The organism is Methylohalomonas lacus, from assembly GCF_024808875.1.
GTDB classification, from domain to species: domain Bacteria; phylum Pseudomonadota; class Gammaproteobacteria; order Methylohalomonadales; family Methylohalomonadaceae; genus Methylohalomonas; species Methylohalomonas lacus.
The window spans coordinates 1-12,624 of record NZ_JANUCT010000015.1; the positions used below are offsets into that span (position 1 = coordinate 1).

Sequence of the window (12,624 nt, forward strand, 5' to 3'; positions counted from 1 at the left end):
GAAGCCCGCACTCAATCGCTTTATCATCGAATACGGTGAACGCGTGACACAATATCTTTGAACGGGCACTTACACAGAATTATTTACAGGCTCGGGTGAAAGTGCGCTACGCGCTATTGGTTAATGCGCTCCTACAATGGCAGGTATTGCCAGTCACTAATCACCAATTACCAGTCACCCAACAACCCATGCCCCACTGGCGTCAACTTGTTACCCGCATCAAAGCCGAGAGCTCTGTCTGGCGCTGTGTAGCCGAGCATCCCGGCACACCACGATCGGCACGCTGGCTGCTGGGGCTGGCGCTGTTTTATCTACTGTCACCGGTCGATCTGATCCCCGACTGGATCCCCCTGCTCGGCCAGCTCGACGACCTCGTCATTGTGCCGTTGCTGATCTGGCTGGCGCGACGCCGGATACCGGCATGGGTCATCGACGACTGCCGCGCCCGGCAACACCAATCAGTCGCTGGCTGACGAACGTGCAGCCGACTGCAGCCGTTGCAGCGGCTGCTGGCGATAGAAAAGCGCGAGCTGTTCGTAGACCTGCGGGTACTCAGCCTGCAGCAGCCCCGGCAACGAAAAGAAATACTCGCTGAACACGGCAAAACACTCGGCCGGCGATTCCGTGGCGTAAGCATCGATACTGACGCGGATCCGGCTGTCGACGCGTTCGCCCAGGTCATCGTAGGCGGCCTGGAACACCCGGCTCCAGATCTCGCTGGGCATGTTGCGGTGTAGTGGCGGGTAGCCGTTGGCATCGCCATTGAGCATATCCAGCTTGTGTGCCAGTTCATGGATGATGACGTTATTGCCATCACAGTGGCCACTGTTGCGCACTTCCGGCAACGACAGTATGACCGGCCCGTGCTGCCAGGACTCACCGGTCTGCAGCATATCGTGTTCATGGACGACACCGGCATCATCGATCTCGGCATGACCACCGACGAAGTCGTACGGATAGATCACGATCCCGCGCCAGCCGTCATACCATTCCAGCCCCAAGCCAAGGATCGGCAGACAGGCCTGGGCCGCGATCCAGTACCGGTCGGCATCGGTCAGCACCAGCCCCTGTACCGGTTCGAATGACTTGTCATGCAGGAACAGGGTTGTCAGGTACTCGAGCTCACGCTTTTGATCCATCTCCAGGCCAGCGAGCAACGGCAGGCCGGCGAGCGTCTGCTGCCATAGTGCCGCATCCAGTGGTTTGCGCCGCACAACGCGTCGCCGGCGCCAGCGAGTCAACCAGGCCAGCATGGCTGTTCCCGGCATGGATTAAAAAGTCCTTTCATGGCAATCTGGCTGTTAGTGATTCGATATCATTTATTGTCCGGTGACGGCCACGGGGGAAAAGCCGCATGACCGACACACCTCGGGGAAAAGGTTCCTATCTGCGGCGTCTGGCCGAGTATCTCGCCTGCGCGCCCGGCACCATCCGCGCCGCGTTGCAGCACCAGGCTCAGCATGCAAGCGGTAACGGCCAGCACAAACGCATTGGCGAAATACTACAGGAACTGGGCACGGTCTCGCAGAGCGAGCTGGAAGCCGCCATACGTCACCAGCGCACCGACCGGCTGCGAGAGTGTTATGTCTTCAGGAATTTGAGTGGCCCGGAACTGAATTCGCTCAGCAGCCGTTTTCGTGAAGTCACTGTGCCGGAAGGTTACCAGTTCATCATCCAGGATGAAGAGGACCCCACCCTGTACGTGCTCGGCCTGGGACGCGCCGAGGTCTATCGCACGGATATCGACGGTCATTGGATGCACATTGCCTACCTCGAGCCCGGCGATCCGATCGGCGAGATGGGCTATTTTCAGGATGGCCGACGCAGCGCCTCGGTCAGGGCCATTGAACGCTGCGAACTGCTGTGTGCCAACTACGGTGATCTGACCCACTATTTCGAGAATGTACCGCACGTGGCCCATGCCTTCATGCGGCTGGTACAGCAACGCGCCCGGGAAACCGCACGTATCCAGGAAGCGTTCGACCAGCAGCAGCCGGATACCTGAGCCGACTTAATCCTCCGGCGCCGCCTCGATGGCCTGGATGCGGGTTTTCAATGCCATCGGCCCGGCCACACCGAAAAAAGTCACCTCAATACCGGCACCGCCGGCGCTGGAGAATTCGACATCACCAATACCGAGCAAACGCTGGAGGATACTCTGGCGCACGTTGATATTGCGTAGATCGCGAATACGTATGGAGCGCACATCACGGGAGATGATGCCGTAATGACTTTCTATGGCGCCATCGCTGATCTGAAAGCGCCAGACATAGTGCCGGTACAGCAATACCAGTACGGCCAGCACGGTCATCGCGGCCAGTGTCGCTGTCACCACCCCGGCTGGCATATCGGCCATACCGACGACTCCGCTGGTAACCGTCGCCAGGACCAGCAGCACAATCAATAACATTAAACCCAACTGATCCCGCCAGCTGGGCCGAATTTCCAGATCCATGTCGGTCACTCCCGGCACATTATTCTAATGCGGTCAGCATAGGCGCTGCCCCGCCATTGCTCAACTAATAGATTGATTTGAATGATAAACCGGCGCAATGCCGGAATCCCGGATCGGGACCCGATGGCGATGCGGAAAGCCTCATTCTCACTCTGTCAAGAGCCTGATAAAAATCTATCGCATTGCACAAGACGAATGTGTTCCGCATCGGTAGAATAGCGCCTCCCCTGACGGCCTGTCGCATACAGCCGTGACCGCGGGGCGTGAAGACCCGCCCGTAAAACTGTGCAGTCCGATAGTGACGACAGCTCTTTTTATGATTGTTAACGAAGAGGAAGATCATGTCCCAATCCGCCAAGCTGACCTACGATGACAAGAGCCTGGAACTGCCGGTGGTCGTCGGCACCGAAAACGAAACCGGCATCGATATCAGCTCACTGCGCGCCCAGACCGGACTTATTACGCTGGACAACGGTTACGGCAATACCGGTTCCTGCCAGAGCAACATTTGCTATATCGACGGCGACAACGGCATTTTGCGCTATCGCGGTTATCCGATCGAACAGCTGGCCGAGCAATCGACCTTTGCCGAAACCGCCTACCTGCTGATATTCGGCGAATTGCCCGGTGAATCCCAGCTCCAGGAATTCCGCAACCAGCTCACCGAACACCAGTTCATTCACGAAGACATGCTGCATGCCTTCGAGGGCTTTCCGGCGGACGCACCGCCGATGGCCATCCTGTCGGCGATGATCAATGCCCTCGGTTGTTTTCAGCCCGTGTTCATGTCACCGGACGACGACGATCACTTCATGGACCCGGCCGCGCGCCTGATGAGCAAGGTTCGCACGATCGCGGCAGCCAGCTATCGCAAGTCGATCGGCAAGCCGATGAACTACCCGCGTTCTGACCTGCGCTACACCGCCAACTTCCTGCATCAGCTGTTATCCCTGCCGCACAAGCCGTATGAACCCGATGATGTTGTCGTCGATGCGCTGGACAAGCTGCTCATCCTGCACGCCGATCATGAACAGAACTGTTCAACCTCGACGGTACGTATGGTCGGCTCCGCCCAGGCCAACCTGTACGCCTCGGTCGCCGCCGGCGTCTGCGCCCTGTGGGGACCGCTGCACGGGGGCGCCAATGTCGCGGTCATGGAAATGCTGCAACAACTGCATGACAGCGGCATGACGCCGGAAGAATACATGGAGAAGGTAAAGAACAAGGAAGCCGGCATCCGCCTTATGGGCTTCGGTCACCGCGTCTACAAGAATTTCGATCCACGCGCGAAGATCATCAAGCAGGCCTGCGACAACGTCCTCGACCGGCTTGGCATCCACGATCCGTTGCTGGACATTGCCAAACGGCTTGAGGAAGTGGCCCTGGAAGACGACTACTTCATCGAGCGCAAGCTCTACCCGAATGTCGATTTCTACAGCGGCATCATCATGCGGGCGATCGGCATCCCGACCAACATGTTTACCGTGATCTTCGCCATCGGTCGGTTACCGGGCTGGATATCACACTGGCGCGAAGTCCACATGGCACCAGCCAAGATCGACCGGCCCCGTCAGATCTACACCGGCGCCCCGAAACGCGACTACGTGCCAATGGACAAGCGGTGAGTTGGTGATTGGTGATTGGTGATTGGTGATTGGTGATTGGTGATTGGTGATTGGTGATTTAAAGAAGCGTGAGCGACGCTGTTTCGGTGTCAAGGCAGAATTAAAATTCAATAACCCCTCACCGGCATGTTCGCGGCGGGGGCGCTGCTCCTGCCTATCGTTCACGCCCGTAGGAGGCCCGCCCCCGGGCCGAACAGGCGCTCGCTTACCGCATGGTATTCGAATCTTTTTCGCGGCGGGGGCGCCGCTCCTACGCTTATCCGACCATCTCTGAGGAAGCCAACTTCAGCCGGTGAAACATGCGCCGATGGGTTCGTGGATTTCAACCCGTTCCTACAAGTGCCGGCTCTTGCCGATCACCAATTACCGGTCACTAATCAACCAGGACACCGCTCACCCAACCTGGATCGCGTCAAAGGTACTGGCGACAGGATGCTCCCCTGTCGCCTGCCCTTCGCGCACCAGCTGCGTGGTTTGCAGGCCGGCGGCACGTGCGGCGTTCAGTTCCTCGATGACGTCGGAGAGGAACAGGATGTCCGCCGGCGCCTGGTGCATAGTTTCGGCAATGCGCGTGTAGGCGCCAGCCTCACGCTTGGCGCCGGTGGTCGTGTCGAAGTAGTGACTGAACAACGGCGTCAGGTCACCGTAGTCGCTGTAACCGAACAGCAGTTTTTGCGCGGCAACCGAGCCAGAAGAGAAAATTGCCAGCTGCAGGCCCGTGGCGTGCCACTGCTGAAGCCTGCGAGCGGCATCCTCGTAAATGTGACCGGTAAAGTCGCCGCTTTCATAGCCACGGCGCCACAGCAGACCCTGCAGTGACTTGAGAACTGTGTCCTTGCGGTCCTCCTCCACCCAGTAAATCAGCAAGTCAATAATCTGGCCTTCATTGAGGTAGCGCTGCTGTTGTTCGCGCAGGTCATCCAGCAATGCCTTGACTTCCGCTTCATGCTGGTGCTCACGGATGAACGCCGGCAGGTGTTTCCGCGCGTAGGGAAACAGAACGTCATGGACGAAGGACAGCGACGTGGTCGTGCCCTCGATATCGGTCAGAATGGCCTGGCTCAATGCAGAAACACCCGGTAGTGAAAAGACTGGTTATATTTGTCGCCGTCAGCCTGTTGCGCTGACATAGCTGTCAAAATCGGGAAAGTGCTCGGCGATATCACTGCCGGTGAAATGACCGACCCAGCCTTCTGCCGTGGTGAAGAAGCGGATGCACTTGAAGTCCGGCTGTGTCCCCATGTCGAACCAGTGCGTGGTATTGGCCGGCACACTGATCAGATCCCCCCTGGTGCAAAGCACAGTATAGACCTTGTTCTCTATATGCAGGTAGAACAGGCCCTGACCGTCGACGAAGAAACGCACTTCGAAGTCATCATGGGTATGTTCGCTGAGGAATTTCTGCCGCATCTCGGCCTTTTTCGGATTGTCCGGCCGCAGGCTGATCACATCCACGGACTGGAAGCCATACTGCCGGTTCAGGCGTTCGATATCATCACTGTATGCGGCAAGGACTTCTTCCTGGTCGGCATCCGCCGATAATGGCTGATTCGCCTGCCAGCGTTCCAGTTGTATGCCGACATCACGCAAACGGGCGCTGATCGCGTCGAAGTCGGTCAGTGTTTCAGCCTCGTCTGGCCGGTTATCGGTGTAGATGGAAAGTGTCGTCATTGCACACTCACTCCCTGCAGCATCAACTCGCATTTGAATAGAAACTCGAAAGCCTCGACGTGGCGCATGGCGTCGGCGACGCTCCCCCCCCAAGTATAGAAACCGTGACCCCGAATCAGATAACCGTGAATCGGCCCGGCCGAGTCCATCCAGGCATCAACCTCGGCGGCGAGCCGGTCGATATCCTGATCATTGTTGAACACCGGCACCGTCAGGTGCGACTCATGGGTGGTGAATCCGGGAAAGGCCTTGAGCAGTTCGTAGTCGCTGAGTTCCAGCGGGCCATCGAGCAGTCTGGATAACAGCGTCGCATGCACGGAATGCGGATGCAACACCGCACCGGCGTCGCCAAATCTTTGATATATCTGGATATGCAGGGCCGTTTCCGCCGACGCACGACGGCCATCCAGCGACTGGCCAAGGCCGTCCACGAGCATGATATCGTCGGCGCTCAGATGCCCCTTGTGACGGCCGGAAACGGTGATGGCGATACGTTCGGCATCCAGGCGGGCGGAAAAATTGCCACTGGTTGCCGGCACCATGCCAAGCTGGTATAGCTGACGGCCGGCATCAGCCAGCGCCCGGGCGGCCTGTTCGAAATCCTGTGTCATGAGGCGGGCAGTATACAAACTCGTCGGCACGACGGCAGCCCCGGACAATAAAAAACCCCGCCGAAGCGGGGTTTATCAGGCTCTGGAAAGCAGTGCTTCAGGCGGCCTGGACGTTGGCGGCAGCCAGGCCCTTGGGTGTCTTCTGGACCTCGAAAGACACTTTCTGACCCTCGGTCAGGGAACGGAACCCACTGCCGGCAATGGCCGAGTAATGAACAAACACATCTTTGCTACCATCATCAGGCTGGATGAAGCCGAATCCCTTGCTTTCGTTGAACCACTTTACGGTACCGGTATTCACACTAATTCACCTCAATAAAAATAAAAGATAATGCGCAGAGGTGTCCTGAGAGAGAAATTACGAAAAGCGTGCTGAACGATCAGGTGGGCTGTTCCGAAATCACTGTAGTTGGTCCACTGCGTAATTTTCAGCATAGGACATCCATCGGCTGAATGCCACTATCAAAAGGCCGTTATTTGAACGCGTTCCGCCGCTACGGTGCGGCCCACAGGACGCGGCCGCCATGCAGTATCTGATGGAATTTGAATTCAGTAAGATAACGCATACTGTTAACCCCCGGTGACCAATTCATGACCAAGGCCACTCGCAAACGCCACCCCTGGCGCCGCCGGTTGCTCACCGGCTGCGGCCTGCTGGCGCTGGTATTCCTGCTGGTCACGCTGCTGCCGGTGCTGTTGCTGCGTTGGCTGCCCCCACCGACCAGCGCGTTCATGCTCGGCCATTGGTTCGAGCAGCAGGGTCAGACACAAGCCTGGACCGGCCACCCGCGCTATCAGTGGGTAGACTGGCACGACATTGCACCGGCCATGCGCATCGCCGTGGTCGCCGCCGAGGATCAGAAATTTCCCCGCCACAATGGCTTCGATGTCGCCTCGATCCGGGACGCCATACGCGACCACCTGCGCGGCGGCAGCCTGCGTGGCGCCAGTACCATATCCCAGCAGGTGGCCAAGAACCTGTTCCTGTGCTCGCAGCAGAGCTGGCTGCGCAAGGGCCTGGAGGCCTGGTTCACCCTGCTGATCGAACTGAGCTGGCCCAAGCAGCGTATCCTCGAGGTCTATCTGAACATCGCCGAGTTCGGTCCCGGGATCTACGGCGTGGAGGCGGCGGCGCGCGAATACCATGCCACCTCTGCTGCCGCTCTGACGCCGCCCCAGGCCGCCCTACTCGCCACTGTACTGCCCAATCCGAAATACTTCGACGCCGCCGCGCCGACGGACTACATGCTGGAGCGGCGCGACTGGATACTGCGCCACATGCGCCAGCTCGGCGGGCCCGCCTACGTCAGCGACATGTCGGAGTAGCCTGATGCGCCGCCGATACCTGTTGTGGCTCAGCTTGTCGGCCCTGCTGCTGGGCTGGCTGCTGGTCGAGCAAACCGCGATGGTGCCGGAACCGGACACCGCCACCGAGACACCCCCGGAAGCCGCGGCGGACAGCTACGCGGCCTATTACGCGGCGCTGGAACAGGACACCGAACTGGCGCTGTACCGCCAAAACCAGTTTTTGACCCGCGAACTGTCGGCCCTGCAGCCGGGCAATCCCGACGCGGTTGAACTCTACTTTCTCGGTATCGCCGGTGATGGCAGCCAGGAAGTCTTTCGCCGCGAGGTTGAAACGATCCGGACACAATTGGACCGTGACTTCGCCACTGCGGATCGGTCACTGTTGCTGGTCAACAGCCGCACGACCACCACCCAGCTGCCGCTGGCCACAAGCACCAGCATCGAAACCGCACTCAAGGGCCTGGCGGCAATCATGAACCCCGAACAGGATATCCTGTTCCTCTATCTGACCTCACACGGCAGCGAACAGCATGAGCTGGTGTTGCACCATGACGGTTTTGCCCTGCCGGATCTGTCAGCCACACGGCTGGCAGGACTGCTACAGTCATTGCCGGTAAAGTGGAAAGTGATCATGATCTCCGCGTGTTATTCTGGCGGCTTCATTGCACCGCTCAAGAACGAACACACGATGATCATGACCGCGGCGCGTGCCGACCGCCAGTCATTCGGCTGCAGCGATACCGCCACCATGACCTATTTCGGCCGCGCCTACTTCCAGGAAGCACTGCCGCTAGCACATTCATTCAGCGACGCTTTCGCGCGTGCCCGGCAACACATCAGCAACTGGGAAGCCGAATTCGAACAACAGTCATTACCGCAGATCCACGCACCTGACGCGATCCGTGCCCAACTCGATCGCTGGGCCGAAAGCCAGGGGGTGTTCGAATAACTACTCAAGGCACCGGCATGGCGCACACTAGCGCCAAAACAGTGCATCAGTGGCTTACGCTGCACCTGTTCCCGCCTTTTGATAGTCATACGAACAGTAAGTTATTTGTTCTGGCCCGATGTTTGCCTTGTCTTTTTATCAACCAGCTGCACCTGATCATGAACGGTGTTTCAGCGACCACGTAACAGGACGTGATCCGCTCTGGTCAACGATGTCACGCTGTCGAACACTGTATTGAGCCATGGCTATGTCGATCGGTTACGTCGTGGCATTGGCAAACATTTAACCCTTGGCGTAAAGTACGCGCATTATGGCGCTGACCGTCATTCACTCAACCTAAGTCGTGGCATAAGTACCGACGTCGAGCAGTTCCGGCTCTTTGCCACTGCCCCATGACATTCAGATTATCATCGAGTCCGTCACTTCGTGAGTAACAATCAATTAAAAATAATACTCATCGACGAACAACCGGAGCGGTTTGAAATTCTCGACAATGCGCTGCGCGAGCAGGGTCATGAAATTGTCGCCCGCATTTCCGCGAGCGAGGACATCATCGCCACCGTCGAACGTACCCAGCCCGATATCATCATCGTGGATCTGGAATCACCCGGCCGCGATACGCTGGAATCCATGCAGGCCATCAACCGCGATCGGCCACGCCCGATCGTGATGTTCACCAATGACGGAGACAGCGCAACGATCGAGCGCGCGGTCAAGTCCGGCGTATCCGCCTACATCGTTGACGGTCTCAGCCCGGAACGCATTCGCCCGATTCTCGATGTTGCCATGCACCGTTTTCGCGAGTATCAGCAGCTGCGCAACGAGCTGGAACAGACGCGCATGCAGCTGACCGAACGCAAGCTGATCGAAAAGGCCAAGGGCATACTCATGAAAAAACGCGGTCTTGACGAGGATCAGGCCTATCAGAGCCTGCGCAAGATGGCGATGGATCGAAATCTGAAACTGTCGGAACTGGCGCGCAGCATCATCGCAGCAGCCGAATTACTGGAATAACCCCGGAGATTGCATGCAACCTGAAACGCGTGATCTGACCCTCGGCTTCATTCCGCTCATCGACGCAGCGCCCCTGGCCGTCGCCCGGGAGCAGGGATTCTTCGAAACGGAAGGTCTGAACGTACGCCTGTCGCGCGAGGCCTCCTGGGCGAACATCCGCGACAAGCTGTGCGTCGGCAGTCTGCACGGCGCACACATGCTTGCACCCATGTCCCTGGCCATCAGCCTGGGCCTGAACGGCATCCGCACACCGCTGGTCAGCAGTTTTTCGCTCAGTCTGAACGGCAATGCCATAACCATCTCGAACAGCCTGCGCGAACAGCTGAAGAATCTGAATCCGGAGGCGCTGGCCTCGGCGCATCAGTCGGTCATCAGCCTGAAACAGATCATCGACAGCCGCCGCCGGGAAGGCCAGGCGCCGCTAACCTTCGCCATGGTCTATCCCTACTCCTGTCATAACTACCTGCTGCGTTACTGGCTGGCGGCCGGTGGCATCAATCCCGACGAAGACGTCAATCTGGTCGTTATTCCGCCGCCGCAGATGGTCAGCCAGCTGGCGGCCGGCCGCATTGACGGCCTGTGCGTCGGCGAGCCCTGGAACCAGGTTGCCGCGGCGCGCGGTTACGGCACTATTCTGCTCAAGGGTTACCAGATCTGGCAGAACGCACCGGAGAAAGTCCTGGCGCTGCGCGCCGACTGGGCCCAGGAACATCCGCACACCCACCAGGCGCTGCTGCGCGCACTGCTCGCGGCCAGCCGCTGGCTGGCCGACGACCGGCATCGTGACGAGACGGTCGCGATGCTCAGCCAGCCGCAATACCTGGATCTGCCGCCGGAGCCGATTGCCGCCGGCCTGAAGACCGGTGGCCACGTGTTTTATCGCTACTGCGCCAACTTCCCGTGGCGTTCGCAGGCCATATGGCTGCTCAGCCAGATGATCCGCTGGGGCCAGATCGGTCAGACTCTTGACCCCGAAGCACTGGCCGCCAGTGTCTATCGCAGCGACTGGTACCGCGAGGCCTGCGCCGCGGCAGACATCCCCTGTCCGTCTGTCGATCACAAACCGGAAGGCGTACACGTTTCCGAATGGCAGCTTGAATCGCTGACGCTCGGTCCGGATCGGTTTCTCGACGGCCGCGAATTCGATCCGGCAAAAATGCTCGACTACGTGGCGGATGCCGACATTGCCAGCATCCACCCGGCGTTGGAAAACACGCGCCAGCAATAAGCCGGTCCTGCACCCATCAGGTGCACGTTAGCGTCTGCGCAGCCCATTTTTGTGCGTTGCAGCGCGCTGGTCGCTGGCGGTCATTCCTGACCGGGCACAACAACCCCCTGTTATATCAGAGTTTTTCTGGAAACCTCGCGGTAATCCAATACTGGCACGGGGTTTGCTCCATTCAATACAAACGCCATTCAAGAATGGCACTTGCAGGTTTCGACCATGCGGCGACGCACCGCCGCACCCGGTAAGCCAGCGATATCAATGTGCGGGTCTAACGGCGGACCCAAAAATAGGCAAAGGCGTCAGCTGCGGGCATTGCTTCTGTTACGAGCAACCCGGTGACGCCTTTTTTGTTGCTTTATTTTTGACTAGGGAGACGCCAATACCATGGACATTGCCAACAAAGCCACGCGCATCAGACTGTTTGATTTCAAGTCGATCCAGATGCGCGCCTTCCACATGAGCTGGTTTGCCTTCCACCTGTGTTTCTTCGGCTGGTTCGGTATCGCGCCATTAATGGCCGTGGTCCGCGAGGATCTCGATCTCAGCAAGGCACAGATCGGTAACACCATCATTGCCTCGGTTGCCATTACGATCCTCGTGCGACTGATTATCGGACCACTGTGCGATCGTTTCGGCCCGCGCCGGACCTACAGCTGGCTGCTGGTGCTCGGTTCGATTCCGGTCATGGGCATCGGCCTGGCCAACAGCTATGAAAGCTTCCTGCTGGCGCGCCTCGCCATCGGCGCCATCGGTGCCTCGTTCGTGATTACGCAGTACCACACCTCCGTGATGTTCGCCCCCAACGTGGTCGGTACCGCGAATGCGACCACCGCCGGCTGGGGCAATCTCGGCGGCGGTACCACGCAGATCGTCATGCCGCTCATTTTTGCCGCGGTACTGACGCTGGGTGTATCCGAGGCTGTCGGCTGGCGCCTGGCGATGATCGTGCCGGGCATCGTGCTGCTCGTCACCGGCGTCGGCTACTATCTGCTGACCCGCGACACGCCGGACGGCGACTACAGGGAGCTGCGCGAACGCGGTGAACTGCCCGCCAACAGAAACTTCATGGAATCCTTGCGCGCGTTTATCGAGGCTGCCAGGGACTATCGCGTCTGGGCGCTTTTCGTGGTCTACGCCGCCTGCTTCGGTATCGAGCTGACCATCAACAACATTGCCGCGATCTACTTCTTCGATCGCTTCGAGCTGGATCTGAAAACGGCCGGACTCATTGCCGGCATGTTCGGCCTGATGAACCTGTTCGCCCGCACCCTCGGCGGTGTCGGTTCCGACTACTGTGCCCGCCGCAGTGGCCTGAGAGGACGCGTCAACTTCCTGTTCGTCATCCTCTTGTTGGAAGGCCTGGCGCTGGTGCTGTTTTCGCAGATGGCCGTGCTCGGCCTGGCGATCATGACCATGGTCATCTTCAGCCTGTTCGTGCAGATGGCCGAGGGCGCAACCTATGGCGTCGTGCCGTTCATGAACCGCAAGGCACTCGGTGCCGTCGCCGGCATCGTCGGTGCCGGTGGCAATGCCGGTGCGGTGCTGGCCGGCTTCCTGTTCCGTTCGGAGGAAATGAGTTATGAACAGGGGCTGTTCTATCTCGGCATCGCAGTGTTGGTCTGCTCGCTGTTTGCGCTGGCGGTACGCTTCTCGCCAGAGGTTATCGCCGAGGAAGACCAGGCCCTGAATGACGCCTTGGCCGAACGCGAACTGGAGAGTGCCAATGCCAAACCGGCACTACAGTCATAAGACATCAATCAGAA

Annotated in this window: 14 protein-coding genes; 8 read left to right on the forward strand and 6 right to left on the reverse strand. The window is 58.8% G+C overall.

Annotated elements, in window-relative coordinates; genetic code table 11:
• Positions 1-188: 188 nt before the first annotated feature.
• The gene (locus J2T55_RS10210; protein ID WP_259056088.1) at positions 189-473 is read left to right on the forward strand and encodes a YkvA family protein; all 285 of its coding nucleotides are present in this window, start codon (positions 189-191) and stop codon (positions 471-473) included.
• Here the strand turns inward: J2T55_RS10210 and J2T55_RS10215 are convergent.
• A complete protein-coding gene (locus tag J2T55_RS10215; RefSeq protein WP_259056090.1) occupies positions 459-1,268 on the reverse strand; it encodes a M90 family metallopeptidase in 810 nt (269 codons plus the stop codon). The genes J2T55_RS10210 and J2T55_RS10215 overlap by 15 nt on opposite strands.
• Positions 1,269-1,354: 86 nt before the next feature.
• On the opposite strand from J2T55_RS10215, the gene J2T55_RS10220 reads away from it, so the two are divergent.
• Positions 1,355-2,005, forward strand: coding sequence for a cyclic nucleotide-binding domain-containing protein (locus tag J2T55_RS10220; RefSeq protein WP_259056093.1), 651 nt, complete (start codon positions 1,355-1,357; stop codon positions 2,003-2,005).
• 6 nt (positions 2,006-2,011) lie between these two features.
• Here the strand turns inward: J2T55_RS10220 and J2T55_RS10225 are convergent, their stop codons facing one another.
• Complete coding sequence (locus J2T55_RS10225) at positions 2,012-2,455, reverse strand: PH domain-containing protein (protein ID WP_259056095.1); 444 nt, start codon at positions 2,453-2,455, stop codon at positions 2,012-2,014.
• 341 nt (positions 2,456-2,796) lie between these two features.
• Here J2T55_RS10225 and J2T55_RS10230 point away from each other — a divergent pair, with 341 nt between their 5' ends.
• A complete protein-coding gene (locus J2T55_RS10230) occupies positions 2,797-4,080 on the forward strand; it encodes a citrate synthase (protein WP_259056120.1) in 1,284 nt (427 codons plus the stop codon).
• 393 nt (positions 4,081-4,473) lie between these two features.
• Here J2T55_RS10230 and mtnC read toward each other — a convergent pair whose 3' ends face one another.
• The 4 genes from mtnC to J2T55_RS10250 form a co-directional block, all read right to left on the reverse strand.
• On the reverse strand, positions 4,474-5,145 hold the full coding sequence (mtnC, locus tag J2T55_RS10235) for an acireductone synthase (RefSeq protein WP_259056127.1): 672 nt from the start codon (positions 5,143-5,145) through the stop codon (positions 4,474-4,476).
• A 45-nt stretch (positions 5,146-5,190) separates the two neighbouring features.
• Positions 5,191-5,751, reverse strand: coding sequence for a 1,2-dihydroxy-3-keto-5-methylthiopentene dioxygenase (locus J2T55_RS10240; protein ID WP_259056130.1), 561 nt, complete (start codon positions 5,749-5,751; stop codon positions 5,191-5,193).
• The gene (locus J2T55_RS10245) at positions 5,748-6,362 is read right to left on the reverse strand and encodes a methylthioribulose 1-phosphate dehydratase (RefSeq protein ID WP_259056380.1); all 615 of its coding nucleotides are present in this window, start codon (positions 6,360-6,362) and stop codon (positions 5,748-5,750) included. The genes J2T55_RS10240 and J2T55_RS10245 overlap by 4 nt, the downstream gene beginning before the upstream one ends.
• Positions 6,363-6,459: 97 nt before the next feature.
• On the reverse strand, positions 6,460-6,663 hold the full coding sequence (locus tag J2T55_RS10250) for a cold-shock protein (protein WP_259056132.1): 204 nt from the start codon (positions 6,661-6,663) through the stop codon (positions 6,460-6,462).
• A 290-nt stretch (positions 6,664-6,953) separates the two neighbouring features.
• On the opposite strand from J2T55_RS10250, the gene mtgA reads away from it, so the two are divergent.
• The 5 genes from mtgA (at position 6,954) to J2T55_RS10275 (ending at position 12,610) form a co-directional block, all read left to right on the forward strand.
• A complete protein-coding gene (gene mtgA, locus J2T55_RS10255) occupies positions 6,954-7,688 on the forward strand; it encodes a monofunctional biosynthetic peptidoglycan transglycosylase (RefSeq protein WP_259056133.1) in 735 nt (244 codons plus the stop codon).
• A 4-nt stretch (positions 7,689-7,692) separates the two neighbouring features.
• Positions 7,693-8,619 (forward strand): C13 family peptidase, encoded by a 927-nt coding sequence (locus J2T55_RS10260; protein ID WP_259056135.1) that lies wholly within the window; start codon positions 7,693-7,695, stop codon positions 8,617-8,619.
• Between the two features lie 426 nt (positions 8,620-9,045).
• On the forward strand, positions 9,046-9,633 hold the full coding sequence (locus J2T55_RS10265; RefSeq protein ID WP_259056138.1) for an ANTAR domain-containing response regulator: 588 nt from the start codon (positions 9,046-9,048) through the stop codon (positions 9,631-9,633).
• Positions 9,634-9,646: 13 nt separating this feature from the next.
• Positions 9,647-10,861: a CmpA/NrtA family ABC transporter substrate-binding protein gene (locus tag J2T55_RS10270; RefSeq protein WP_259056140.1), complete on the forward strand. Its 1,215-nt coding sequence runs from the start codon at positions 9,647-9,649 to the stop codon at positions 10,859-10,861.
• 384 nt (positions 10,862-11,245) lie between these two features.
• The gene (locus J2T55_RS10275) at positions 11,246-12,610 is read left to right on the forward strand and encodes a NarK family nitrate/nitrite MFS transporter (RefSeq protein WP_259056142.1); all 1,365 of its coding nucleotides are present in this window, start codon (positions 11,246-11,248) and stop codon (positions 12,608-12,610) included.
• The last annotated feature ends 14 nt before the right edge of the window (positions 12,611-12,624 follow it).

What these genes read in the sequence shown, in the direction of transcription:
- J2T55_RS10260 (WP_259056135.1), top strand. Translation starts at nt 7,693, where the DNA reads ATGCGCCGCCGATACCTGTTGTGGCTCAGCTTGTCGGCCCTGCTGCTG.
- J2T55_RS10240 (WP_259056130.1), bottom strand. Translation starts at nt 5,751, where the DNA reads ATGACGACACTTTCCATCTACACCGATAACCGGCCAGACGAGGCTGAA.
- J2T55_RS10220 (WP_259056093.1), top strand. Translation starts at nt 1,355, where the DNA reads ATGACCGACACACCTCGGGGAAAAGGTTCCTATCTGCGGCGTCTGGCC.
- J2T55_RS10245 (WP_259056380.1), bottom strand. Translation starts at nt 6,362, where the DNA reads ATGACACAGGATTTCGAACAGGCCGCCCGGGCGCTGGCTGATGCCGGC.
- J2T55_RS10225 (WP_259056095.1), bottom strand. Translation starts at nt 2,455, where the DNA reads ATGGATCTGGAAATTCGGCCCAGCTGGCGGGATCAGTTGGGTTTAATG.
- J2T55_RS10270 (WP_259056140.1), top strand. Translation starts at nt 9,647, where the DNA reads ATGCAACCTGAAACGCGTGATCTGACCCTCGGCTTCATTCCGCTCATC.
- J2T55_RS10230 (WP_259056120.1), top strand. Translation starts at nt 2,797, where the DNA reads ATGTCCCAATCCGCCAAGCTGACCTACGATGACAAGAGCCTGGAACTG.
- mtgA (WP_259056133.1), top strand. Translation starts at nt 6,954, where the DNA reads ATGACCAAGGCCACTCGCAAACGCCACCCCTGGCGCCGCCGGTTGCTC.
- J2T55_RS10275 (WP_259056142.1), top strand. Translation starts at nt 11,246, where the DNA reads ATGGACATTGCCAACAAAGCCACGCGCATCAGACTGTTTGATTTCAAG.
- J2T55_RS10210 (WP_259056088.1), top strand. Translation starts at nt 189, where the DNA reads ATGCCCCACTGGCGTCAACTTGTTACCCGCATCAAAGCCGAGAGCTCT.
- J2T55_RS10215 (WP_259056090.1), bottom strand. Translation starts at nt 1,268, where the DNA reads ATGCCGGGAACAGCCATGCTGGCCTGGTTGACTCGCTGGCGCCGGCGA.